The following is a 24,414-nucleotide window of genomic DNA, read 5'->3' as shown; positions in this document are numbered from 1 at the left end:
CTTTCAGAAAAAAGGAATAAATGGTGCCAGTAACACCTTACTCACACCAGCACCATTTATAGTTTTCCTTATCCCATGTTCAATCTGATTACTTTGCAGCCTGCTTTTCTTGTTCAATGGCAGCATCCAGCAGCTTTTGCATTTTAGGCTGTGCTTCTTTCACGTATTCTTCTGCTGTTTGCTTCCCATCTAAAACTGGCTGAATATTCTTGAAAAATTCTTCATACCATTCCCCGGTATAAGTGTGTTCAGCTGGGAAACCGCGTCCATAATCATTGATAATGTCTAAGAATTCTTGTTTATTTTCCGGCTTAATGCTTGTATCTTCAGACCAGGATTTTGCTACTTCCATACTATTAGGCAGCTGTACTTGTGCATCAACTAACGCTTGCTGTCCCTCTTGATCAGCGGAGAGGTACATTGCCAGCTCAGCTGCTTCTTCTGGATGTTTCGTTGTAGATCCCACACCGATTCCAAGAGATCCGATCCAAGCTGCAGATTTACCGGTAGAGCCAGCCGGCCAAGGAATTAAATCATATTCAAACTTCAACTGCTCTTTGAATGCACCCATATCCCATGGACCAACAGGGAAGAACGCTAATTGACCTTTCAACCATCTCTGGTATGTATCAAGTGTTTGTGCTTCACCGATAGATGGAGTAATTTTATATTTGTTTTGGTGGTCAGCAAACCACTGAAGCGCTTCAGTAAATTTTGGGTCATCAATTGTTACTTTCGTCTTTGTTTCATCAAGCCAGTCAGCCCCATTGCTCCAAACAAATGGCTGCAGTGCCCAGTTTACGTTAAAGCCTGTACCATATTGATCCATTTTGCCGTCGCCATTCGTATCCTTTGTCAACTCTTGCGATACTGAGATAAATTCATCCCATGTATAAGGCTTATCTTTATCAGGAAGAGGAATTCCTGCTTCTTCAAACATCGTCTTGTTGTATCCTAAAGCAAAAGGACCCAAATCTTTTGGCAATCCGTAAATAGCACCTTCACCTAATGTTTTCCCATCATATCGGTACTTGTCTACTCCAGTTTCCCAAATATCTTCCAGCTTAATATCTTCAGAGCCTTCAACCTGTTCTGTAATGTCAAGCAATACACCAGAGTTTACATAAGCTTTCACTTGAGCAGGATTATAGAAGAAAACGTCAGGAATCTTTCTGCCGGCAATAGCAGCTTTTAATTTAGTATCATACTGGTCAGGAGCCGTAATGACCATTGTTACATCCACATCGGGATTTGCCTCTTCATACTTCTTAATAACTTCTTTAAATGCTTCCTGTTCTTGAGGCTGGCCTCTGAACATAAAGGATAACTCGATTTTCCCATCAGATTTTCCAGAAGAACTTTCACTTGAACCTGAACATCCAGTCAGAGCAGTACTAACGAGCATAGTAGCTAGTAACATTCCGGCACCTATTTTTTTAGACACTTTAAACAAGCTGATCCCCCCAAAAATTATATTAAGTGAACAAACAAATATTGTAAGCGTAAACATTTTCAATTAAGATAGAAAGAAAAAATACCCATTTCTCAATACACTTGAACATTACAAAGATATACGTACATGTTAAGCTATTACATAAGAGCCCTCCTAAATATCCTTCTCCTTCGATTTTTCGGAAAGAGAAAAATAGATCATTTTTTTGGTCATTTAAAGGCTTTGAAAGCGTATTCTTTATATTTCAAATACTAATATACCTGTGCGTACACGTCAATCTTTTTTTTTGAATATTCACATCTTATACGTACGTGTTCTTTTTTTGTTCATTTTTATAGTAGCTTTAATACTTTTCTGATATGATAATATCATACTAAGCTATTGTACGTATAAGTTTCATTAAGCATACAAGTTGAAAGTGGTGAGACCGGTGACACAACAAACTAAATATAATATGGTAAAGGATCAAATAACAGAATGGATCATGAGCGGGAAGGTAAAACCCGGCGAGAAAATTTATTCTGAAAATGAACTTGTTAAAATGTTTGGCGTAAGCAGACATACCGTTCGGCAAGCTGTTGGCGAACTCGTCCACGATGGCCTATTATACCGTGAACAAGGAGCAGGAACGTTCTGTTCTTCAACAGCAACAGCAATACACAAACAAACTGCCGGGCAAAACGAACAGCCCGTCCAGCCCCCTGCTTCAAATGGGAAAAATATTGGCGTTATTACAACCTATATCTCCGATTATATTTTCCCGTCAATTATTAAAGGCATTGAATCATATTTAACAGATCAAGGATATTCTCTTACTTTTGCTTGTACGGACAATAATATTGAAAAAGAAAAACAATGTTTACAGACAATGCTGGATAGGAATATTGATGGCCTTATTGTCGAACCTACAAAGAGCAGCAATTTCAATCCTAATCTTCACTACTATTTACAGCTGGAACAAAACAACGTTCCTTATTTGATGATAAACCAGTATTATTCACAACTAATGCCTCCTCATATTATTATGGATGATGAACATGGAGGTTTTATTGCGACAGAACACTTAATAGAACTGGGACATGAAAAAATCATTGGACTCTTTAAGACAGATGACCGTCAAGGGGTCAACCGTATGCAAGGATTTATTCGGGCATTCCGGGAGCACGGGCTTCCCTTTTTCCCAGATATGGTCATTACCTACACTACCGAAGAAAAAGACGGTTCTTTGATTGATCGACTAGAAAAATACTTCTCATCTGAATCTAAGCCTTCTGCAATCGTTTGTTATAATGATGAACTGGCTTTACAGGTTCTAAATATGTTAAGACGGCTTGGGTTAAGTGTTCCCGAAGATGTGTCAATCATTGGATACGATGATTCTTTTTTAGCTGAAGCGTCTGATATTAAGCTAACATCGGTAACCCATCCAAAAATGGATATGGGAGTAGAAGCCGCTAAATGGATTGTTTCTGCTGTTGAAAATCGGAGCAATGATTCTTATTCGAAAGTTTATGAGCCTGAGCTTATTATCAGGAATTCCACAGCTCCGCGACTAAAGGTCAAAGAGGCCTAAACAAATTAGCGGACGCATTCTTATGAATAAAGAATGCGTCCGCCTTTGTTTTTTATTATCCTTCCTTTCACTTTTTTGTACCTTTGGTAAACCACACCGCCCTAACTTGTATGGACAAGATAGGGCGGTGTTTACTAAAAACTCTTATTATATCTATCTATTCCTTCATATGTTCTTAAGAAGTCTTCTTTTTTACATGAAAATATGCTATTTTAATTGTACGTGCAAGTAAACTTTGATAAGTTTGGTGAGTCAAGTGAATGAAAAAATAATGAGGATACTTGAATTTCTAACTTCTTTTTTTCTGCTTAATATTCTTTGGCTATTGTTTTGTCTGCCTGTGATGACAATTTTTCCGGCAACTGTAGCCATGTACTGTGTCATCCGGCAATGGATTTTGCATAAAGACTATAGCGTGTTTAGACCTTTTATTCATTTCTTCAAAAAGAATTTTAAATTAAGCTTTTTGCTAGGCCTTGTTTGGCTAGCCTTTGCCGGGATATTTAGTATCGACTATTTCCTAATGGAAAATCTCGGTGAATTTCAATCTATTCTTTTACCTATCCTTACTATATTCGGAACTCTCTTTCTGTCTATTTCCAGCTTTATTTTCTCTACCATTGCAAATTATAATGTTCATTTTATGAGCGCAATAAAGAACTCTTTATTCTTTTCAGTTAGATACTTTCCAACTACTATTGCATCCATTTTCCTGCTGGCCTTATGCGTTTTGTTTGTCTTGACATGGTCGGTCACTTTTTTCTTTATATTCAGTGTATATGCCTATGTGAATTATCTCCTTTGTTACCGGGTGTTTACTAAAATCTCTGCTGTCCAGCCTGAATAACATGAGATCCTCAACCCATTTAGCCATCTTTCAGGTGGCTATTTTTATTTTCCATTACATTTAAATTGATCAAAAACCTTAAATTTAAGGCTCTGGAAATGCCCCCTGCAGACTGCATCCAAGCCGTACGCACAAAAAGAGCAGCCGGATATATTTGGCTGCTCTTTTCAGAATGGTATGATTCAGATTTAATCTTCCATAAGCCCCTCAACAAAATCCTTCAAAACATGGACACCATAAACACAGTCATTTAAGGAAGTCCATTCGCGCGGATTGTGGCTGATGCCATCCTTGCTTCGAACAAACAGCATGGCAGCTGGTATTTCAGTTCCTACAATCATCGTGTCATGTCCGGCACCGCTCGGAATATAGACTGGTTTTATATCAAATTTGGAGAGGGATCCTGCTATTTTAGCCTGAAGTGTGTCTTTAATCGGCAGTGGCTTTATTTTTGCATTCAGGTTCATTTGTACTTCAATATTTCTTTCCTCGGCTATTTTTCGGGCCACGGCTGTAATGAGCTCCAGCAGCTGGTCACGGGTTTCTTCAAAGATATCCCGAATATCCACAATCAATTTAACTTCTTGGGCGATGACATTAAAGCCGTTTGGATGTACGTTCAGCTTTCCGACAGTGGCAACGGCTGTATCGCTGACTTGTTTTGGAAACTTCTCAATGGCTCCCACAAATAACGAGGCAGCCACCAGCGGATCTTTGCGCCCAGCCATCGGCGTATTTCCTGCATGTCCGGCTTCCCCCGTAAAAGTTACCTCCAGCGAGGCCGGGCCTGCAATGCCTCTTACGACTCCAACAGGCTGGCCTTCTCTTTCCAGCACCTTTCCCTGTTCAATATGCACTTCGACAAAGGTGTCCATTTCCCGCCTGTTGTTTCCGGCCCTTAAGCACTCTTCAGCACTGCTGCCATATTCGGCTAAAACTTCTCTGAATGACTTCCCATTTTCATCACGCAGGCTATCCATTTCCTCCGGCTTTAGTTGGCCCATAAAAGCCCGGCTGCCTGTTAAGCTGCTCTTAAATCGGGAACCCTCTTCATCTGAAAAAATAGCAACCTCATAAGGCTTTTCCGGTATGTATCCTGTTTCTTTCCATGCTTCCACTACTTCCAAAGCAGACAGAACGCCGAGGGGGCCATCAAAGTGCCCTCCGTTTGGAACGCTATCGACATGCGAACCTGAAACAATGGCAGGAGTATCTTTTTTCCCTTCCAGCCTTCCAAATACATTGCCGGCACCATCTGTAGTCACACTTAAACCAGCACTCTCCATCCAGCTGATCACTAATTCTTTTGCTCTTTTTTCCTCTGCTGAATAGCCAGGGCGTGTGACCCCGCCGCTTTCCATAAGGCCTATTTTGGAAAGCTCATCAAGTCTTAAAGCCAATCTATCACCGCTGACACCAGAATGAGTAAGCTCACCATTATAATCTTTTATAAGTTGTTCATACAGGTTTCTTTTCATTACAGATCCCTCTCTTTTCTTATTTGATAAATTCATAGGTTTAAATCCTATTACGACTATGCAATAGTTAGAATGTTGATATGACGCAAAGTGACCGATATATCGGAAAACTGACCGATAAAATCGAAATCTGACCGATATATTGAAAAAGTGACCGATAAAAAGCAAATCTGACCGATAAACATGACAAAGTGACCGATATATCTGAAGCAGCTAAAAAAACACGCAAGAAAAACCAATCAATCAGGTGATTAAATAGGATTTTACCTTTAATTTTACGGATGGATAGCTAAAATGCGCTACTCCCCGCCTAATCATGAAAAGCCCGGCAGATAAACTCCTGCCGGGCCGCAAAACCATTAAATAATCCCTTGCATACGTAAAATAATCTCGGCGATAACCGCAGATCCAATGAAGGTTCCGAAGAACACAAAGATTGCGACAATAATGCTTCTCCAGCCCAGCTTGGAAAAGTCAGCCCAGTTCTTTCCGATTGAAATACCTGCATAGGCAAGAATTGGAGTTGCAAGAGCAAGTATATTCACTTGGGTCGTCCATTTCACTATATATTCCGAGCCGGGAAACCATGGAATGGAAACAATGATTCCAATAATGCCGATATAACCGACGCTAGGAATGTTGCCTGGCACCACTTTTTCAAGAATAAGGCCTAGAACACTTATAACAATTAAAACAAGCATCCCAGGAATTGCAGCTGTTGGCAGGATATCATATCCGATCCAGTTCCCAACAATGGCTGAAAAACCGAATACCGCCAAAATGAGAAACCACTCTGTTATGTTTTTAAGCATGAATGTCTCCCCCTTTATCCGCATCTGAAGCCTTTTTCTCTTTTCGTCTCATCATGATGGAATATAGCTTCTCCGTAAGAGGCAGCCCTATGAAAATACTTGCATATAGACCTGTTGAAAGGGAAAGCAAGTTACTGGCACCAGCAAAGGCGATAATCTGGGCCTCCATTTCAGGGAATGCAGCAACAAGCGATCCGCTGGCAGCAGCCATCATACTTCCGCTTCCCACACCCGATGCCATCGCAAACGATAGAGGATGGAGGGGAGTAATGGTAGCCAGGAATCCGGAAATCAATCCAAGGAAGGCAGCACCAAACACAGTACCAAAAATATAAATAGCCATTACACCTCTGCCCTCTGGTGAATCGAATCCGTATTTATTCATAATCAGCCCAACATTCGGCTCCCGGCCAACCGAGTGGGTCATACCGATGGCCTCTCTTTTAAATCCAAGAAGAATGGCAATTGGAAGAGCAAATAAAATGGTCCCTAAATTTCCAAGCTCCTGAAGCAAAAGGGATGGGCCAGCCGCAATAATCGCATCAATCTGCGGTCCAATCGTCACACCAATTTTAGCAATTAACAGGGTAACGCCCAGAATGATAAGAGGCTCGGCATTTTTTGCCTGTTTTTCTTTCACAAGAGGTGTGAAGTAAAGCCCTAGGCCCAGGAAAAAGGCATACAGCATAGGCAGCAGGAGAATAACACCGGCGCCTACCTTAAAGCTGATCTGCCCAATTGCTTCTGTGGCTGCCACAAGAACTAGTACAATCGCATGCAAGCGCCAATCTTTCAAAATTTCTGTCTTTTCGTTTTTCATAATTTCCCCCCTAGATAAAAGATTACTAGATCCCCTCGCAGATTGCCGATGAATCGAGCTTCGCTTTCCCTTGCTCCATCGCTTTCTCATAGATGCTGCAAACCAGTTGTCCCATTGGAGAATCTTCACTGTAATGCTCGGCTGTGTCCGTGTATAAGTGGATATCCTTGTTCATATGCTCTAGGCTGAAAAGCACATTCTCGTATGTATGTTTAAGGATATTCTCACCAAACACGGACAGCACTCGATTATGAGCTGAGCCGCTTTGAATGACTTCCGCAAGCTGAGACCGGCTGATACCTGCTTTTTCCCCTACTGCAAAGGCCTCCCCAAGCCCTGCAGTAATCACTGCAACAAGCATGTTATGGCACAGCTTCGCCACCTGTCCTGAACCTGAAGAGCCAAGCAGAAAAATATCCTTTCCTACACTCTCCAAGACCGGGCGAATGTCTGCTATATATCTATCGTCTCCCCCAACCATTATGGTCAACGTACCGGCATCAGCACCCTTAGGCCCCCCGCTTAACGGACAGTCATAAAAATGGATGCCCTTCTCCTTTGCAGCCTGGTATAAATCCTGGGCTGTTGCGGGATCAATGGTGCTCATATCCAGGACAAAACTGCGAGGCTTTAAAGCAGCAAAGACTCCGCTTTCTCCCATCATAACATCCTTGACAATACCTGGTCCAGGCAATGAAGAAATTACTAGTTCAGCCTGCCTCCCTGCTTCAAATGGAGAGGGCTGGGGAATCGCCCCAAGCTCCTCGCATATTGCCAATGCATCTGCACTAGGATCATAAGCAAAAACCTTATAACCGTTCTTGATTAAATTTTTAACAATCCCTTTACCCATTGCCCCGCAGCCAATCACACCTATATTTTTCACACGACGTCCCTCCCTTCACCTGATGTTATGGTTTAATATAGACCGTTTTCGTATCCAGCCAGAAATCCAATGCCGAGCTTCCCTGTTCACGCGGGCCGATGCTTGATGTCTTTTTTCCGCCAAATGGGAGCTGGTTTTCATAATGATTGGATGGGATATTGATATGAGTGACACCTGTTTCAATTTTACGGACGAAATCAAAGGCCTTTTGAAGGTCATTGGTAAAAATGGCAGATGATAAACCAAAATCCGTATCATTCGCAAGCTCTATAGCTTCTTCATAAGAATCCACTTCCATCACCGCAACCACAGGTCCAAAAATTTCTTCTTTCGCAATGGTAAAGTCCTTCGTTACTTTGCTAAAGACAGTTGGAGCAACAAAATAGCCATTCGCTTTTTCGCCATCAGTCAGCTGCTCTCCGCCATATTCAAGAACGGCTCCTTCTGATATGGCGCTATTCACATAATGAAGATAAGTATTTAATTGATGCTTATTTGCCACAGCCCCATTGTCGTATCCTTCCCGGATTCCATTGCCGACTTTAATTTGCTTCGCTTTTTCAACTAATAATTCGATTACCTTCCTGGAAATAGAGCGAGGCACAATCACACGGCTCGTTCCAGTACAGCTTTGCCCGTTGTTGTAAAAACCGCTGATGACCACGCTCTGTACGGCTTCCTCCAGATTGGCATCCTCCAGAATAATGGTCGCATTTTTCCCGCCCATTTCAGCCTGCATTTTTCCGCCATGTGCTGTAACGAGCTTCCCAAGATGAATGCCCACATCAGAAGAGCCAGTAAAGGATACGGCTTTGATCTCTGGATTGGTCCCAAGCTCTTCACCAACTACTGAACCCGGTCCCGTAATCATATTAAGTACGCCCTTAGGCATTCCTGCTTTTTCAAACAGTTCGGCAACCTTTACAGCTACAAGAGATGTATCACTTGCTGCTTTATAAATAATGGTATTTCCCGCAAGCATCGATGGGGCTATTTTATAAATCGCAATTCCCAGAGGAAAATTAAAAGGAGTGACGACCGCAACCACTCCAAGCGGTTCCTGAATAGTACAGGCGAAAGTATTTGGGTCAATGGCAGGGACTGTTTCACCCGAAAGCCGGTTGGCCTCACCGCTAAAATGCTTAAGAGCCTGAACCGTTGCATCCACTTCTTTGCGGGCAGCCTCAATCGTTTTGCCAACTTCCTTCGTAATGATTTCTGCCAGCTCTTCTTTTTCCTGTTCAAGCAGAAAGATCAGTCTAAATAGGATGTCACCACGGCTGATCGGAGATGTCCCTTTCCACGCGGGAAAAGCCTTTTGGGCGCTTTGAATGGCTAACTGTACATCGACAGCATTGGACTTCTGAAAATACCCTAATACCTCTTCTGTGTTTGCAGGGTTTAGGCTTGGATATGTTTCCCCTGTAACAGATGGAACCCAATCCCCATGAATATAATTGTAGTAGGTTTTAACTTCCCCATCCCTTTGCTTTTCAACAGCTGTGCTTTGGTTATTCATTTCAGTCGTCATCAAATCTCTCCTTACCATAAGTAATATGAGATTAATTATAATATTTAGAAAATTTAATGTATATGTGGTGATAACCAAAGATTACTAGGATTCATTGTGACGCATACCAATTAAGAGCTCAGGTATTCGAAGATTTGAAAAGCGAGCACCATATTGATCCAGTCTTCTTTTCTATTAAAATCAACCTTTAACTCTTTCTCGATTTTTTTAAGCCGATACGTTAAGGTATTCGGATGAATATGCATTAGAGCAGCCGTCTTCTTATGGCTTTTATTATGGGAGATAAAGGTTTGCATCGTAGACAGATACTCCGGCTCCATATGCAGTAATAGGCCGATCTTGTCTGCTACAAACTTATCCAGCAAGCTGCGTTCTGTATTAAGCCAGAGCCTTTCCACTCCCAGCTCTGAATAGGTCACAAAGCTTTTGTTTTTTAGGCTTTTATAATACGAAACGGCTTCGGCTGCTTCACGGTAGGAATCAGCTATTTCTTTTAAAGGAACCTCTCTTCCCAGCCCAATTGCTATCTGTTTATTGGTTTCAAGGACCGCACAAATTTCTTCCGCAAGATTTTGACCGCACTGCTTCCGCACATTAGCCAGCAGGACAACAATCTGATCTGATTTTGTAAAAACGATACTGGTCTCATAATATTTTTTCAATATCTGTTCCAATGACCTTACGAGCTTTTCCTTTTGCCGGAAGCTAGCGGCATCCCACAAAAAACCGGACTTGCAATCAAGCATCATACAAGAAATTCTGACCTTTTCGTTAAAATTGAATTTTCCCATAATCCCTTCACTCACACGAGTTCCGTTCACAATATCGTGAAATGCTTCTTCTCTTAAGTGCATTTCTTTTTCAAAAAGGGTATTTTGCTTTACAAAGTCCAATGACAGCGCAGTCGCTGCGTGCTCTAAAGCAGCCTTCTGGATATTCGTTAAGCCATCAATGGGTACTTTTAGCTGGAAATATCCAAAGAGTTCGTTCGAGCTGATAATCGGAAAAGAACAGGATTCATCAAAAGAGGTTTCAGCATATGTCACCCGGGTTCCCAAAATACTGCTGATCGTTTCAAGAATATAGGATACGCCTCTGCCCTCAAGCAAAATCTTCGTGAATTTCCGATGACTATCCAGAGAATGGCTTAGCTCTTCATTCCTCTGCTTTAAGTCTTCGTATAGCCTGGAATTCATAATGGCAATCGCTGCCTGGTCCGCCACAATCTCCAGAATTTGATAGTCTTCCTCTGTAAATTGGACATCTCTATCAAAATTATCTACCACTAGCACGCCAATACATTCTTCTTTATAAACCAATGGCACCACAATTCCGCTTTTAACCTCCCGCCGGAAGACGCCGTTAAAAAAGTGAACATAATTGGTTTCAGACATGCGGCTCATATGTTCCCTAAACTCATGACCCGAAGCAATGACGCCCTTTTTTGTAAGAAAAACGAGGCCAGTCAGAGATTCTCCCGGCTCAAATTTTACCTGTTGCATAAACTGGGCCTCTACCCCTACACCATGGGAAAAATGCAGCAATCCATCTTCATTTAAGGTATATAGAATCGTAGTATCTGCGTTCTCTATTAAATCAAATGCTGCCTCTACCAGCTTCTTTAATATATCCTGCAAATCAAGAGACTGAGTCAGGCTCCGATTGACTTCAAAAAGTCTGGAGATTTTATCTTGCATGATGTTCATGGGCTAAGCTCCTTTCAAGGTTAAAGGATGGAAGTACAGTTCTATGAATTTATTATAATGGAGAATGTAAGAAAAGGTATTTGGAGGTTTTAGAAAAAATATAACAATATACCTTATCCAACATGAATGGGTAAGATATATTGTTATTTGCTATACGCATGTATAGATTCTATCTATCCATTAAACAAGTGAACCGGGAATAAAATCGCATCCGGGATGTATGTAATAATGAATAGGATAACAATCAGAATAATAACCTGTGGAAATAGGAACTTAAACATTTTAGGGACGCTTATTTTGCCAATAGCTGCGGTTACGAACAGGCAGACACCAAGCGGAGGTGTCGCCATCCCGATAGTCAGGTTGACAGCCATTATGATCCCGAAATGGATTGGGTCTATACCGGCAGCAAGGACTAGCGGTAAAAATAAAGGTGTAAAGATAGATACTGCACTTATCGTATCAATAAATGTTCCAGCAATCAGCAGAATCACATTAATGATGAGCAACAGCAGGAACGGGCTTTCCGAGATTCCTCCAAGCATATCAATAATTTGATTTGGAATGCTGTTGAATGAGAGAAACCAAATAAATAAAGCAGCATTCCCAATGAGAAAGACAATTGTAGCTGTTGTTTTTGCTGTACTTAATAAAATGTTCCAAAGAGCTTTGAATTCAAGTTCTTTGTAGACAAACTTACCGACAATAAAAGCATAAAGTACTGCAATTACACCGGATTCAGTTGCCGTAAATACACCTGAGGTAATACCGCCAATAATGATCAGAGGCATGAGAAGTGCTAATATCGCATCTTTTGCACCTGTGATTATTTCCTTAAAGGAAGCTCTTTCTGCTCTAGAACGGTAATTGTGTTTTTTCCCTACAAAGTAACTGTATATCATCAAGCCTATTCCCATTAATAAACCCGGAATGACTCCTGCAATGAATAAATCACCAATGGAAACACTTGCGATTACTCCATATAATATTAGGACGATACTCGGCGGGATGATTGGGCCAATTGTTGCTGAGGTTGCAACTAAACTGGTCGAGAAACGAATATCATATCCTTCCTTGTTCATCGCTGGAATCATCATTCCCCCTATTGCAGCAGCGGCTGCAATAGCCGTACCAGTAAGAGCGGAAAAGAACATACTTGCAAGAACGACTACCAATGCAAGCCCGCCTGGCAAATGTCCAACCAAGGTTTGAGAGAATTTAATTAATCTCTTGGATATACCCCCTTGTGTCATCAATTCGCCAGCAAGAATGAATAAAGGGACAGCAACTAGTGTAAAACTGTCAATACCATTAAACATTTTACGGGGAATATTAATTAGAAGTCCTGGGTCCGTAAGCATGATCCCCAAAAAAGAAACAAAGCTTAAAGCAAAGGCAATTGGTACTCTACATAGGATCAAAACGAATAAAAGGACTATTAGCCAGGCCATTTGAACACCTTCTTAACGTGGAAGTATAGCATGAACAAGCTGCTTATAGGCAATGCCATATATACATAACCTTTTTTAATTGGGAGGAACCCCACTATTTGTCCTGATTTCAAGTTATCAGAAACAAGCATTAATCCGTAATAGAAGAACACCCCTATTATAATTAGAACAATTATATAGGCAATCACATTAAAAGCCTTTTGTACACTTGCCTTTGCATTTTCCCAAACGTCTACCGTCAAATGTTCAGACTTTTCAAACGCCAGAGCTGCTCCGAACAAAATACTATATACAAAGCTAATCATTACAACTTCTTGTGACCAGCTAAGTGAATGTTTTAAAACGAACCGATAGAAAACCTGTGCTAAAGTAAGAATTACCGTAATTGACAAGCAAAAGGTTATGATAAACTCTAGCAACTTTACAATATAATAATCTATCTTTTTAAGCAGCATATGTTCACCTCCCTCTTTCATGGGATCAATGTGATTTATTTACTTTCCATTTCCGAAATCAATTCGGCTGGGACTTGATCTTCTAAAGCCTTTTTAACGTCTTTTGTTGCTTCTTTAAAAGCTTCACGATCTGGCTCAGTAATTGTAACGCCGCTTTCTTTTAATTCAGCAATAATTTCTTGCTCTTTTTCTTCCAGGAAGTTTCTTTGATATTCCGTTGTTTCTGCCACTGCTTCTTCAATAACCTTCTTTTGGTCTTCGTTTAACTTATCCCAAGAATTGTTGCTCATAATAACAACTGCAGGGGTGTAGGTATGGCCAGTAAGAGCAACATGCTTTTGAACCTCATAAAACTTCATAGAATGAATGGTAGGTAATGGATTTTCTTGTCCATCTACCACCCCTTGATCCAATGCTGAATATAGTTCATTAAATGCTACCGGAGTAGGGTTCGCTCCTAATGCTTTCATATGTGTTTCCCAAACAGGCGCAGGCTGGACACGTATTTTTAATCCCTTTACATCTTCTGGTTTTGTAATTTCTATCTTGTTATTTGTTAAGTGTCTAAAGCCAACCTCCCAGAATCCCAAACCTTTCATATTGTGCTGATCAATTAAACCAAGGAGCTCTTTTCCTGACTCACCATCAAGTTTACTGTAAACATGTTCACGCCCATCAAAAACATAGGGAAGACCAAACAGGTTCATCTCCGGAACTGTATTTGCAAGAGAACTGTCTGCAGCGACAACTGACATATCAATTGTTCCATCTATAACTTGTTCAATTGCCTCCGCTTCACTTCCTAGCGTGGCATTCCCATGAATCTCCACTTTAATTTTGCCGTCCGATTTTTCTTCCACAACTTTTGCAAATTCAGCTGCTCCAATTTGATATTGGTGTGTATCAGAACCTGAATGAGCTAATTTTAATGTAAGAGCATCTTCACTTTTCCCGTTGGAAGAACTAGAACCTGAGCATCCAGTGATAAATGCAGACAATGCTAGAGTTGAGATCATTGCGATTATACTTTTTTTCATGATTTTTCCCCCTTATAGTCCTTGTTTATATAAATGTCGTACACGGCTCGAAAACACCGGTACTTTCTTGCGAACCTCTAAAGTTTCTTCAACATTAATTAAGATTGATAGTGTTTCCTCGGCTTTTTCAGACCCCTGAATTAAGGTATCTCCCCAAGGATTAACAACCATAGAGGTGCCCCCAAATGTTACTCCATCGTAAGCACCCACATTATTGCAGGAAACCACAAACATTTGGTTTTCAATGGCACGTGTAATTTGGATATTCTTCCAATGGTTCAGCCGGGCAAGTGGCCATTCTGCCACTATAAACAATACTTCCGCACCTTCAAGTGCAAGCGGACGGATAATTTCTGAAAAACGTAAATCGTAACATATGATAACGCCCATCTTAACACCATCAAGTTCAAATATCTCAGGTACTTTCTGGCCACCCGCCAAATATTTTGGCTCATTTAACATAGGCACCAGATGAACTTTATCATATTGATAAACTACTTCACCCTCTCGGTTTATGACAGGAGCAGTGTTAAAAACCTTTCCATCAACTTTATTGGCAAAAGAACCCCCAATAATATTAACCCTATATGTCTTAGCCAATGTTTGAAGGAATGGAATCGTCTCCTTGCCATTTTCATCTGCATGAATGTGAATGTCTTCAAGCGTATAGGAAGTTGTCCACATTTCGGGAAGGACAATCAGGTCTGGTTTAGAATTTTGAACTTCCTTCTCCACCCACGCGCTAACTTTTTTAAAGTTTCCCTGTGGATCACCAGGAATAATTTCCATTTGGTAAATTGATATTTTCACACTTTATTCCTCCGCATCTAAACGTGTTATAGAATATTCAGCATATATCTCATCATTTTGAATTTCATCGATGAATGACATTTTAAATACTGAACCATATTTAAATCCTTCTAATAGAGGTACGGTTCCTGAAAATACGACTATATTTTTCATAGGTACAGTTTTTTTGTTTAAGAAACTCTTAATATCATTTAGTGGAATGATTTCATTTATTTTAGCTCTTTGGTATTCCTTCCATTGACCATCTAACTTCACCTGTGAAGATAAAATGAGATTATCCCAATGGTCAATAACATCTTTTAGTTTCCATGCCTTTTGTGCCAAAGGTTTATCACAAATTTGTTTTGACTGATTAATATCGATTGTTTCAAGGGAACGATCTGTATGATCACTGCCAACAGTAATGAAGACTTCATCTTCTTTGTCTCCAAAAACCAAGACAATTTCAGCTTCACCACTTGATTGTCCGCCTAGCACTTCAATTTCACCAGTTTGGTTCAGGCTGTTTCTTCTAACAGGGTAGAGAGTTGGTATTTCTTTTGGCCTTGGAACTCCAATTTTCTCAAGCTCAACAATATGCTCCATTGTTTTTTCGATATTTCGGCCCGCATAACCTATGCAATACACATGGCTGACCTTTATTTCCCTTTGTTCATTGTTAATCATTAATGGCAGTAGAGTAGTACTCATTTCATACCTCCTATTTTTGATAGCGCTTTCAGCTATTTTTAAAAATTTTAATTTCCTTCGACGATTTCTATAGACTCTTTTGTCTGCAATAAGTGCTGCTCCATTAGCTTTGTTGCTTGAAGCTCGTCCATTAACTGTAATGCTTCGACTATCTGCGAATGCTCCACAATAACCTCTTCCATACGACCCTTTTTTGCTAAAGCTTGATGCCCTATTAATCTTGTTAAATTATATAAATTCAGCAAAATATCACCTAATAGATGCTGCTCAGCAAAGAAAAGAATCTTTCTATGAAACTTTTGGTCCAATTCAATAAATTCAATTCGATCATTTTTTTCCATTGCTTCTTTTTGCATTTCAATTAAATCATTTAAATATTGAATATGACTTGGCTTAATAACAGGGATAATCCTTTTTAACCCTTCTGTTTCGATGGAAATACGCAAAAAAATAATCTGATCTTTCTCGCTTGGGGTAATTTCCCGCACCTTCAGCCCTTTTCTAGGTACAGATACTAAAAGTCCGTCTTTTAATAAATCTCCCACTGCTTCTCTTACAGGAGTTCGAGAGGTATTTAATGATTGGGCAAGGATTGTCTCTGTAATAACCTCATCGCCTTTAATGCTCCCATTAAAAATGGCATTTTTAATCTCGTCGTAAACAATTTCTTTTGTTGTCTTGGATTTTACAGGGTTCATATTTAGATTACTCAATGTAGTTTCACTCCTATGTATAATGTATACATTACACATAACACAGAATACACAAAAGTTTTTAAATTGTCAAATTATTTATTCTTATCCCAATAAACACAATTTTGTTAATTGATTTTTGCAAATAAACACAGAATCCACAAAATGGCTTTTTATTCTATTTTAAAACAACCAAAAAGAAACCTGTTTTTCCATTTGACTACACCGAATAGTGGACACAAAAAAGTCCCCCATTCGGGTTTTTTGTACCTAAAAGATAAAAACCGATTATAATCATTTAAGAGATATCGGGGGAAAAGAGCGTGAGTAAAATAATCTTTAACGAAGCACTGATAAAAGTCCTTGAGAACAACCCAAACGCGGATCATGTACCAGAACGATCTATTGTTTATAAGTCTGAGTTTAAATTGAAGGCAGTAAAGGGAAACCTGGAGGGCAAAGCATAGACACAAATCTTTATTGGACTGGATTTGATCTTAACGAAAAACCTAAGCAGTGCCTCATGAGGCAGATGAATACATATAAGGAATTTGGAGGGGAAAGCCTCATGACAGAACACCGTTAACAAACCCAATAAAAGCCTGCCAAATATAAAATTCGGCAAGCTTTTTCGACAAAATTCGGGTGGTACCTGGTACCTTAATGTTTCTCCGCCAGCACCTCAATACAAGTCAATATCCCTTTTTTGAGGTCTTCGTGGGACCAGCTTGGGATTTTGCCGTGCTGGATGGCGAGTTCGTGGGAGGCGGGGATATGGATAAATCCTGATGGCGTATTTTTATTATGTGTTTTTGCATAATGGAGGCCCTGGTACATGACATGGTTACATAGGTAGGTTCCTGCTGTGTTTGATACTTCTGCAGGCAGGCCTGCTTCCATTAAGCGATTGACCATGGCTCGTACAGGCAGAGTGGACATGTAGCCGTCAGCTCCGTCTTCCTGGATCATCTCATCAACCGGAACATTGCCGCTGTTGTCAGAATCTCCATCATTCGTGTTAATCGCGATCCGCTCAGGCGTGATTTTATAGCGACCGCCCGCAAGTCCCAAAGAAATGACTGCATCCGGCTGGATCTTTTCAATATGTTCTAAGAGCAGTTTCCCCGACTTTCTGAAATCGACCGGTAAAATTTCGCCATGAATCTTATATTCTCCGACTTCTTGTCCATTAAGTTCGTCCACAATTCGCTTTGTCGGGTTGATCGTAAAATCAAGAAATGGTTCAAAACCAGTTAGCAATAGAGTTTTCATTATTAAAACCTCTTTCATGAAAGATTAATAGGCCGTATCCTTTCATACGATAGCCCATTTCGTTTTACTTCTATGCCTGCATTTTGAAGCACCTCCAAAATGGCTAAATCAAAAACAATATGTGCTTCTATGCAGCTTTCGAGCACCTCATCATATACCACTTCATCTGCAGCTTCCGAAATCACTTCCGCTGCAATCCAGTCAGGATATCTCGAAATGCCGATTGTTGAGTATGAGGGCGCGACATCCGCCTGCCGGTAAAAATGGATGCCTGGCGCTTCCTCAATTGGAAAAACTTCTGGCAGCCACTGGTTTCCATACTTTCGGAACCGCTCCTGCCAGTATTTATTTTCTTTCTCTATACCGGTACCGATGATATATTGGCTAATCCGGTCAACAACAGCCTCCAAATTTTCCACATGCAACTCCCGGTAAGAGCCGCTTGATAATCGCCCAATCCCATAAATTTTGGCGCTTGGAAGAAAATATGAAACCGGAAAGCGAGGTGGGCTATTATACCCTGCAAAAGGCTGCACCCACTCATGTGCCGGGATGCCATGGTCATCAACGATTACGTCTGGTGCCCAGCGGCGCAGAATTTCCGGATAAATGTTCGCCTCGCCAAATACTGTTTTTTGAAAACGTACAAAAGAGTACTCCAGCCCAACGGCATTATACCTGGCAGCATGATGCTTCCATTCCGGATGCTCTTCAGTAAGCTTGGTAACAAGCTCATATCCATCGGGATTTGCCAAAGGCAGAATTACGAGATTAACATCTTTCAGCCAATTTCCAAACTTGTTATCGGCACGTTCCAACAACTGAAGGACAGCAGGCGTACTCGATACCTCATTGGAGTGATGCCCCGCTTCTATGAAAATCGTTTTCTTAAACAATGACATTTTCAAAGGAGAATAAAACTCTTCACCAGTATCCATGAAACATTCAATAATAGGAATTGCATGCCCCTGATAAGAATGGTCCGGGTATAAAACACGATAGGAATCCTGCTCGGACAGCCAGCGCTGTACATCCGGATGGATATGCCCTGCTGGTTTTTCAAAGGCCTCTACTGCCAAGGTAACTTCTTCCTTGCCATTGGTCATGACAGCATCAGTCAAAGCCCCCTCTTCATTAAATAGAATGGACGTTGTCACCCAATCTTCAAGCGGCTTGTCTTCCCAGCTATACACCCGAATACGGGCTTCAGGCTTCTCCCCTGCTCTAACATGCATAAAAGGATGAACGCCGCCGGGTGCATTGAATGGCTTTCCTTCCAGCTCTTCACCCATGTGGGCAAAATAATCCAGTGTATTAAAATATAGATCCTCATGTAGGGCTTCAAGCGATGATATACGCTCTTCATCAACCGGAAGCTTCCGTTCTTCCTCGCTCATCCACACATCGATTTCAATCCGTTCAAACAGCGGCCGGGTATGGCCTTGCCCACCCTTATAATCGGCAACCTCCCTGCGAAGCCTTGGCAGCACTTCCTCTGTATAAAAGCGGTAAAAACGTTCCCTGTCAGTTTGGATAATCTGTTCTCGGACGGTCCCATCCGTGCTAATACGCACAGCACTCGAAACAGGATATACATAATGCTTTCCATCCACGTATGGCAGCTCAGAAACGGGAACATCCAATGAACTTACAAAATGTCTCACACCCTGATCATCGACACGGAAAACTTCATATGTATGTTCCAATTTTTCCTCTAGCTGAAAATTCACCCGTTCTGCCTTCAAACCGAATTCTTCCTCTATCAGCCGGTCCGCAGGATACAATTCCTGGATCCAGCGAATCGGAAGCTCCAGCCCTTTTTCGCCGGCTTCCTTCTGCACTTTTATTTCCAGCCCATGAAAAGGTTCACCTGAATCCCCCAATCCGGGCAGAACCTCTTCCATAAGCCAATGCAATCCGGGTTTAAAAGCAGAACGTATCACTAATATACTTGCCTCTGGAAAAACAGCCTCCCACTCTTTTTCCAGCTTCCTCCGCACACCAAGCGGCTCTGATAAATAAATCTCAATATCTGCATCCGCAAGATCCTCTGAATCTTTTAAAATACCAAGAGCTAGCTCTATTTCAGGTACATCTTCCCATTCCATTTCAAATAGAAGCGGAGCCTCTGTTCTATGCTGCAAAGCGTATTGTTGCTCCCAGAATCCGAATGCACCGCCCTCGCTCCAATGCTTCTCTCTTGCAAGATGGCGGGCAGCAGTGGCCACTAATTCTTTCGGTCCCCTTAGCTGTAGAACATTGGATCCAGTGAGTTCCAAACTGGCACGAGAATCTTCTCTAACTTCCAGCCGCACTCCTGCCTTTGAACCATCCCCTGTTACAGGAAAAACAATTTTAGTAGAATACATCGCACTTCTTGCAGCAAAGTAACATAATCCTTTTAAAAGCTCGGATGTTTTAATCGTTTCTTCAATACTCACATTGAGATGCAACAGTTTGGATGGGGACGCTTCATTATTTTTACCAATACCAGAAAAGCTCCACAAATCACTCAAACTATTAATTTCAGGATATGCCTCTTCACCCTTGCCCTCAATCGTCTTGATAAAAACTTGTCCCGCTGCCAGCTTGCCATCTTTAAGTTCAATCGCGTCACTTGTCCCAGTGGACTCCTCAGGATGCATTGCCGCTAAAAGTTTCAGCAAATCGGATAATTCCGCTTCGCTCTTATAACGAACAATAAGCTCCCGATTTTCAAGTCTTATCTCCGTTTTCACATCCGAATAGATAAAACTCATTTTCACAGCACTGTTACTATGTTCAAAAAAACGAAGGGATAGAGAGGTAGTCTCATATCCCAGCCGGGCACAGAAATCAATTAACCCATCCGGAGCGAGATGATCCGGGAGGTCTATAAATACAGCTGTTCCATCAATGACTCCATCGTCATTGTTATCACGAAGCAAGCCTTCCTTCGTCCATATTGCAAGAATATTATCCACCCTTATTCACCTACAATTTCATATTAGGGTCAAAACGATCACGGAGCCAATCCCCCAGCAGGTTAAAGCCTAGCACGGTCAGCATAATGGCAACACCAGGGAAAGTGGCAGTCCACCATGCCGAAGTGACATAGTTGCGGCTATCTGCGAGCATTCCTCCCCATGATGGAATCGTCGGATCGACACCCAATCCAAGGAAGGTCAGAGACGCTTCCAACAGAATGAATTCAGCAATATACATCGTTCCCAGTACTAGAATGGAGGACATAACATTTGGTAAAATATGCTTTCTGATAATCGTAAAATTAGTGCCGCCAATTGCTTTCGCAGCCTGAACATATTCCTGCTCTTTTAGAGAAATAACCTCTCCTCTAATAAGACGCGCAAATCCAACCCAGTAGGTCAGACCCAGAATAATAATGATTTTCCAAATACCCGTTCCAAGTACACTCATAATAACAATCGCAAACAGCATAAAAGGAAAGGCTAATTGAATATCGGCTATACGCATAATAAAATCATCCAGCCATTTTCCAAAGTAGCCTGAAATGAGGCCAAGCACTGTTCCGATAACCATGGAGATGATAACGCCGAAAAACCCTACCATTAGTGAGATTTTCGCACCATGGATAATTCTGCTCAATAAATCCCGTCCTACCTGGTCAGCCCCGAGGAAGAAAACAGATTCTCCCGTTTCATCCGCCCAGGAAGGTGGCGCAAGGCGTGAAGTCAGATTGGCTTTGGAAGGATCAAACGGGGCAATCCATTGTGCAAATAGTGCCGCTGAAACACTTAAAACGACAAGGACGATCCCGATCACACCGGCTGGATTCTTTTTGATGAAGTTCCAGAACTTTTTCATAAAAGGCTTTTTGGCCGTAACTGGCTGCTGCTGCGGTGTTTTTTCCAGTTCTAAAGTTGTCATGCTCTTCCGCTCCCCCCGATTTTAATTCTTGGATCAATAAGGGTGTAGCTTAAATCAATGATTAAGTTCACTACGACCATGATGACGGCAAGGAAAATAACGCCGCCCTGAATCACTGGATAATCCCGCTGATTGATGGCGTCTATAATTAAACGTCCAATTCCCGGCCACGAGAAGATTTGTTCCACAATAACGGTACCGCCAAGCAGCGATCCAAACTGAAGGCCAAGAAAAGTAACCGTGGGCAATAAAGCATTCCGGAAAGCATGCTTAATAATTACTGCCCAGTCACTGATCCCTTTCGATTTTGCGGTTGACACATATTGCTGGTTCATCACTTCAAGCATGGAAGACCGAACAAGCCTTGCCAATATACCTGATAAAATCATGCCAAGCGTAATGGATGGCAAAATAAGATGCTCGAAGCTTTCAAAGCCTGATGAAGGCAGCCATTTTAAATTAACGGCAAAAATTAAAATCAGCATGATGCCAAGCCAAAAGTTAGGGAATGAAATACCGATTAATGAAAAAATACGTCCGAAGAAATCGACGCCTGTCCCTCTTTTAACGGCCGATAAAATTCCAACTGGAAAGGCGATTAGCATCGCTACAGTAATGCCGCCAAACGCAAGTGCCAATGTGGCGCCAAGCCGTTCCATAATCAAGTCCATGACCGGCATACCGCTTCTAAACGACTCTCCCAAATCAAACGTAACGAGACCTTTTAGAAAAATTCCATATTGAACATAGATTGGTTTATCCAGTCCGAGATTGCGCCTCACTTCTTCAATTGCTTCTTTTGTCGGCTCACCCGCTGAAAACATGACTGAAACCGGATCGCCAGTCAGGCGAATGGAAAAGAAGATAATCAAAGAAATAGCAAATACAACTAAGATGGTATGGAGCAATCTGCGAATAATATAAGCTGCCATTTTTGTTCCCCCTAAGAAAAGCGCAAGCGCCTTGCCCACCCCCGACAAGCACAAGACGAGCCTCTCGGAAAGGTGTTCTTTGCCTTTTTGGGAGGCTTGCCCGAAATGTGGAGGCGACTGCCCGTTCAAAGAACGCAGACTAAGGGCGCCACGTCCTGTGGCAACGTCTGCATGACCCGCAACCTGCGGGCCTCAGGCATAAGACGATTCCTGTAAGAAGGTGTCTTCCCTTCTGAAAGGAAACGGCTTATGACCCCGAGTCCCTAGGAGCCGCAACTAAACAAGCTTGTGGCCTCGAGGGGGTAGGCTGCTTGCGCTAGACAGTTTTCAACGTTCAAAATCTTAAACTTTCTTATTTTGTAAAAAACGCAAAAACCCTGGTCCCGGAAGTAGATGATTTCCATTCCGCGGGCCATGCATCAGCCAGATACGCTCCGGCTTATAAATTCTTAAAAGAAAGAGATAGCATGAAGACCATACTATCTCTTTTTGAAGGTCATTTACTTAACTGTTACCTCTTCCAAACGCATACGGTCCTCATGAGGCGGCTGGAAGTTTTGAACACGCTTGTTCACTGCGTATAAATCAACCGCAGAATAAAGGTTCAGTTCTGGAGCTAGATCATAAAGAACTTCGGTAAGCTCCTTGAAGATTTTTTCGCGTTCCTTCTGATCAACTGTCGCACGTTGTGCAGCAAGAAGCTCTTCTACCTTTTCATCTTTAAAGGATGGATTCCATTGCTCGCCTTCGTGATACATTAAGTAAGCTGTATTATCAAAATCAAGCGTCCATCCTCCCCAGCCCTGGCGATACATATGTCCGGCATTGCCGTTCGGGATTAGGTCAGAAATAAGAGTCGTGTTATCAACACTGTTGATGTTTACTTTTAAGCCAACTTCTTCAAGATAAAAAGAAACAATCTGTGCAATCTCTTTGAAATTTCCGTCGTTACCTGGAATAAATAAGTCAAGCTCTGTTCCTTCGCTCACACCTGCTTCTTTTAATAATTCCTTCGCTTTTTCAGGATCATATGGGTATGGTTCTAAATCAGGGTTGTTTCCGAAAGAAAGCTCACTTTGAAATGTGCTGATTGGCTTGCCATAGCCGCCAAGGATTTCGTTAATGATTGCCTCTTTATCAACTGCATAGTTAATCGCTTGTCTTACTTCTTTCTTATCAAGCGGCTTCCTCGCCGTATCAAAACGCAAAGAGAATGCTGTTGGTGTACCAACTTCCTGCAGTTCAAGGAAGCCCGATTCCTTCACTGTATCTGCCTGGGCAACCTCAACGCGTTTCATAACATCGATTTTTCCTGTTTGAAGCTCAGCAAGTCTTGTTGATGCTTCAGGAATAACTTTAAAAACAACCTTATCTAACTTCGGAAGTCCTTCTTTCCAGTATTCCGGATTCTTTTCCAATACAACTTCCTGGTCACGCTTATAGCCTGTCATTTTGAAAGGTCCAGTACCCACAGGGTTATTATTGAAATGCTCGTCCCCTTTTTCAGCAATATACTTAGGAGGTACAATGACTGCTCCATAACCGGCAAGCTTTGTCAAAAGAACCGGATCCTGCGATTTCAATTTCATGTTAACGGTAAATTCATCAACAACCTCTACACTGTCAATGGATGTGTAGTTTGAGTATTGAGGTCCTTTTTGTCCTTCTTCACCCAAAAGTCGGTCAAAAGTGAATTTAACAGCTTCGGCATTGAATGGTTCTCCGTTATGGAAAGTAACCCCCTGGCGAAGCTTGAATTGCAAAGTTTTATCATCAAGATATTCCCAGCTTTCAGCCAAACCAGGCTGAATCTCCAAATCAAGGTTACGGTCTACAAGTCCTTCAAAAACAGAAGTACCGATCGTACTCCAGTCCAGCAGGAATGTATCAATCGGATCCCAGTTTTGCGGATCCCCTGAAACGCCAATCACAAGCTCATTATCGCGGCCTTCAACCGGATTTTTATCGCTGCTCTTGCTTTCGCTTGAGCTGGATTTCTCTCCTCCGCCTGAACATGCGGACAAAATGAGTGTAAAGGTCATAAATACGGCAAAAAATGATAGTAATCTCTTCTTCATTCT

General features: G+C 41.6%; 21 protein-coding genes. 3 read left to right on the top strand and 18 right to left on the bottom strand.

The features are described 5' to 3' along the window. Positions 1 to 88: 88 nt before the first annotated feature. Entirely contained in the window at positions 89 to 1,444 is a 1,356-nt protein-coding gene (locus tag DFO73_RS06520) for an ABC transporter substrate-binding protein (RefSeq protein ID WP_110064016.1), read from the bottom strand. 439 nt (positions 1,445 to 1,883) lie between these two features. Here DFO73_RS06520 and DFO73_RS06515 point away from each other — a divergent pair, with 439 nt between their 5' ends. Both DFO73_RS06515 and DFO73_RS29785 read left to right on the top strand, forming a co-directional pair. After that, positions 1,884 to 3,026 carry a GntR family transcriptional regulator gene (locus tag DFO73_RS06515; protein WP_110063963.1) on the top strand — a complete coding sequence of 381 codons (1,143 nt, stop codon included), beginning with the start codon at positions 1,884 to 1,886 and terminating at the stop codon, positions 3,024 to 3,026. Between the two features lie 271 nt (positions 3,027 to 3,297). After that, complete coding sequence (locus tag DFO73_RS29785) at positions 3,298 to 3,873, top strand: YesL family protein (protein ID WP_375137306.1); 576 nt, start codon at positions 3,298 to 3,300, stop codon at positions 3,871 to 3,873. Between the two features lie 188 nt (positions 3,874 to 4,061). Here the strand turns inward: DFO73_RS29785 and DFO73_RS06500 are convergent, their stop codons facing one another. From DFO73_RS06500 to DFO73_RS06445, 12 genes are all read right to left on the bottom strand, one after another. Then, positions 4,062 to 5,351: a M20 family metallo-hydrolase gene (locus DFO73_RS06500; RefSeq protein ID WP_110064015.1), complete on the bottom strand. Its 1,290-nt coding sequence runs from the start codon at positions 5,349 to 5,351 to the stop codon at positions 4,062 to 4,064. A 359-nt stretch (positions 5,352 to 5,710) separates the two neighbouring features. Then, positions 5,711 to 6,163, bottom strand: a complete 453-nt coding sequence (locus tag DFO73_RS06495) for a hypothetical protein (RefSeq protein WP_110063960.1) — start codon at positions 6,161 to 6,163, stop codon at positions 5,711 to 5,713. Further along, positions 6,156 to 6,983, bottom strand: a complete 828-nt coding sequence (locus DFO73_RS06490) for a DUF3100 domain-containing protein (RefSeq protein ID WP_110063959.1) — start codon at positions 6,981 to 6,983, stop codon at positions 6,156 to 6,158. Before DFO73_RS06490 ends, DFO73_RS06495 begins: the two co-directional genes overlap by 8 nt. 25 nt (positions 6,984 to 7,008) lie before the next feature. Continuing rightward, a complete protein-coding gene (locus tag DFO73_RS06485) occupies positions 7,009 to 7,869 on the bottom strand; it encodes an NAD(P)-dependent oxidoreductase (RefSeq protein WP_110063958.1) in 861 nt (286 codons plus the stop codon). Between the two features lie 25 nt (positions 7,870 to 7,894). Next, positions 7,895 to 9,400 (bottom strand): aldehyde dehydrogenase family protein, encoded by a 1,506-nt coding sequence (locus tag DFO73_RS06480; RefSeq protein WP_110063957.1) that lies wholly within the window; start codon positions 9,398 to 9,400, stop codon positions 7,895 to 7,897. A gap of 110 nt (positions 9,401 to 9,510) precedes the next feature. After that, positions 9,511 to 11,106, bottom strand: coding sequence for a helix-turn-helix domain-containing protein (locus DFO73_RS06475; protein WP_110063956.1), 1,596 nt, complete (start codon positions 11,104 to 11,106; stop codon positions 9,511 to 9,513). Positions 11,107 to 11,279: 173 nt separating this feature from the next. Further along, positions 11,280 to 12,557, bottom strand: a complete 1,278-nt coding sequence (locus DFO73_RS06470) for a TRAP transporter large permease (RefSeq protein WP_110063955.1) — start codon at positions 12,555 to 12,557, stop codon at positions 11,280 to 11,282. Next, positions 12,545 to 13,012, bottom strand: a complete 468-nt coding sequence (locus DFO73_RS06465; RefSeq protein ID WP_181395937.1) for a TRAP transporter small permease — start codon at positions 13,010 to 13,012, stop codon at positions 12,545 to 12,547. The genes DFO73_RS06470 and DFO73_RS06465 overlap by 13 nt, the downstream gene beginning before the upstream one ends. Positions 13,013 to 13,047: 35 nt before the next feature. Further along, on the bottom strand, positions 13,048 to 14,049 hold the full coding sequence (locus DFO73_RS06460) for a TRAP transporter substrate-binding protein (protein WP_110063953.1): 1,002 nt from the start codon (positions 14,047 to 14,049) through the stop codon (positions 13,048 to 13,050). Positions 14,050 to 14,061: 12 nt separating this feature from the next. Continuing rightward, entirely contained in the window at positions 14,062 to 14,859 is a 798-nt protein-coding gene (locus DFO73_RS06455) for a carbon-nitrogen family hydrolase (RefSeq protein WP_110063952.1), read from the bottom strand. 3 nt (positions 14,860 to 14,862) lie between these two features. Further along, positions 14,863 to 15,549, bottom strand: a complete 687-nt coding sequence (locus tag DFO73_RS06450) for a DUF2848 family protein (protein WP_110063951.1) — start codon at positions 15,547 to 15,549, stop codon at positions 14,863 to 14,865. 47 nt (positions 15,550 to 15,596) lie between these two features. Beyond that, positions 15,597 to 16,262, bottom strand: a complete 666-nt coding sequence (locus DFO73_RS06445; RefSeq protein WP_110063950.1) for a GntR family transcriptional regulator — start codon at positions 16,260 to 16,262, stop codon at positions 15,597 to 15,599. Between the two features lie 302 nt (positions 16,263 to 16,564). Between DFO73_RS06445 and DFO73_RS28495 the strand changes: the two genes are divergently transcribed. Continuing rightward, positions 16,565 to 16,708, top strand: coding sequence for a hypothetical protein (locus DFO73_RS28495; RefSeq protein ID WP_181395936.1), 144 nt, complete (start codon positions 16,565 to 16,567; stop codon positions 16,706 to 16,708). A 193-nt stretch (positions 16,709 to 16,901) separates the two neighbouring features. Here the strand turns inward: DFO73_RS28495 and DFO73_RS06440 are convergent, their stop codons facing one another. From DFO73_RS06440 to DFO73_RS06420, 5 genes are all read right to left on the bottom strand, one after another. Then, a complete protein-coding gene (locus tag DFO73_RS06440) occupies positions 16,902 to 17,513 on the bottom strand; it encodes a pyroglutamyl-peptidase I (RefSeq protein ID WP_110063949.1) in 612 nt (203 codons plus the stop codon). Between the two features lie 14 nt (positions 17,514 to 17,527). After that, positions 17,528 to 20,476: a M14 family metallopeptidase gene (locus DFO73_RS06435; RefSeq protein ID WP_110063948.1), complete on the bottom strand. Its 2,949-nt coding sequence runs from the start codon at positions 20,474 to 20,476 to the stop codon at positions 17,528 to 17,530. A gap of 10 nt (positions 20,477 to 20,486) precedes the next feature. Beyond that, positions 20,487 to 21,401, bottom strand: a complete 915-nt coding sequence (locus tag DFO73_RS06430) for an ABC transporter permease (RefSeq protein WP_110063947.1) — start codon at positions 21,399 to 21,401, stop codon at positions 20,487 to 20,489. Further along, on the bottom strand, positions 21,398 to 22,333 hold the full coding sequence (gene nikB / locus DFO73_RS06425) for a nickel ABC transporter permease (protein ID WP_110063946.1): 936 nt from the start codon (positions 22,331 to 22,333) through the stop codon (positions 21,398 to 21,400). Before nikB ends, DFO73_RS06430 begins: the two co-directional genes overlap by 4 nt. Before the next feature lie 500 nt (positions 22,334 to 22,833). Next, positions 22,834 to 24,411 (bottom strand): ABC transporter substrate-binding protein, encoded by a 1,578-nt coding sequence (locus tag DFO73_RS06420; RefSeq protein WP_110063945.1) that lies wholly within the window; start codon positions 24,409 to 24,411, stop codon positions 22,834 to 22,836. Between the last annotated feature and the right edge of the window lie 3 nt (positions 24,412 to 24,414).

It is taken from the genome of Cytobacillus oceanisediminis, assembly GCF_003182355.1.
GTDB lineage: Bacteria > Bacillota > Bacilli > Bacillales > Cytobacillaceae > Cytobacillus > Cytobacillus oceanisediminis_A.
This window is presented reverse-complemented; position numbering and strand designations above follow the sequence as displayed.

Bases quoted from the DNA above. Each gene is read 5' to 3' on its own strand.
- DFO73_RS29785 (WP_375137306.1), top strand. From the start codon at position 3,298: ATGAGGATACTTGAATTTCTAACTTCTTTTTTTCTGCTTAATATTCTT.
- DFO73_RS06500 (WP_110064015.1), bottom strand. From the start codon at position 5,351: ATGAAAAGAAACCTGTATGAACAACTTATAAAAGATTATAATGGTGAG.
- DFO73_RS06495 (WP_110063960.1), bottom strand. From the start codon at position 6,163: ATGCTTAAAAACATAACAGAGTGGTTTCTCATTTTGGCGGTATTCGGT.
- DFO73_RS06490 (WP_110063959.1), bottom strand. From the start codon at position 6,983: ATGAAAAACGAAAAGACAGAAATTTTGAAAGATTGGCGCTTGCATGCG.
- DFO73_RS06480 (WP_110063957.1), bottom strand. From the start codon at position 9,400: ATGACGACTGAAATGAATAACCAAAGCACAGCTGTTGAAAAGCAAAGG.
- DFO73_RS06475 (WP_110063956.1), bottom strand. From the start codon at position 11,106: ATGAACATCATGCAAGATAAAATCTCCAGACTTTTTGAAGTCAATCGG.
- DFO73_RS06470 (WP_110063955.1), bottom strand. From the start codon at position 12,557: ATGGCCTGGCTAATAGTCCTTTTATTCGTTTTGATCCTATGTAGAGTA.
- DFO73_RS06465 (WP_181395937.1), bottom strand. From the start codon at position 13,012: ATGCTGCTTAAAAAGATAGATTATTATATTGTAAAGTTGCTAGAGTTT.
- DFO73_RS06460 (WP_110063953.1), bottom strand. From the start codon at position 14,049: ATGAAAAAAAGTATAATCGCAATGATCTCAACTCTAGCATTGTCTGCA.
- DFO73_RS06450 (WP_110063951.1), bottom strand. From the start codon at position 15,549: ATGAGTACTACTCTACTGCCATTAATGATTAACAATGAACAAAGGGAA.
- DFO73_RS06440 (WP_110063949.1), bottom strand. From the start codon at position 17,513: ATGAAAACTCTATTGCTAACTGGTTTTGAACCATTTCTTGATTTTACG.
- DFO73_RS06430 (WP_110063947.1), bottom strand. From the start codon at position 21,401: ATGACAACTTTAGAACTGGAAAAAACACCGCAGCAGCAGCCAGTTACG.
- nikB (WP_110063946.1), bottom strand. From the start codon at position 22,333: ATGGCAGCTTATATTATTCGCAGATTGCTCCATACCATCTTAGTTGTA.
- DFO73_RS06420 (WP_110063945.1), bottom strand. From the start codon at position 24,411: ATGAAGAAGAGATTACTATCATTTTTTGCCGTATTTATGACCTTTACA.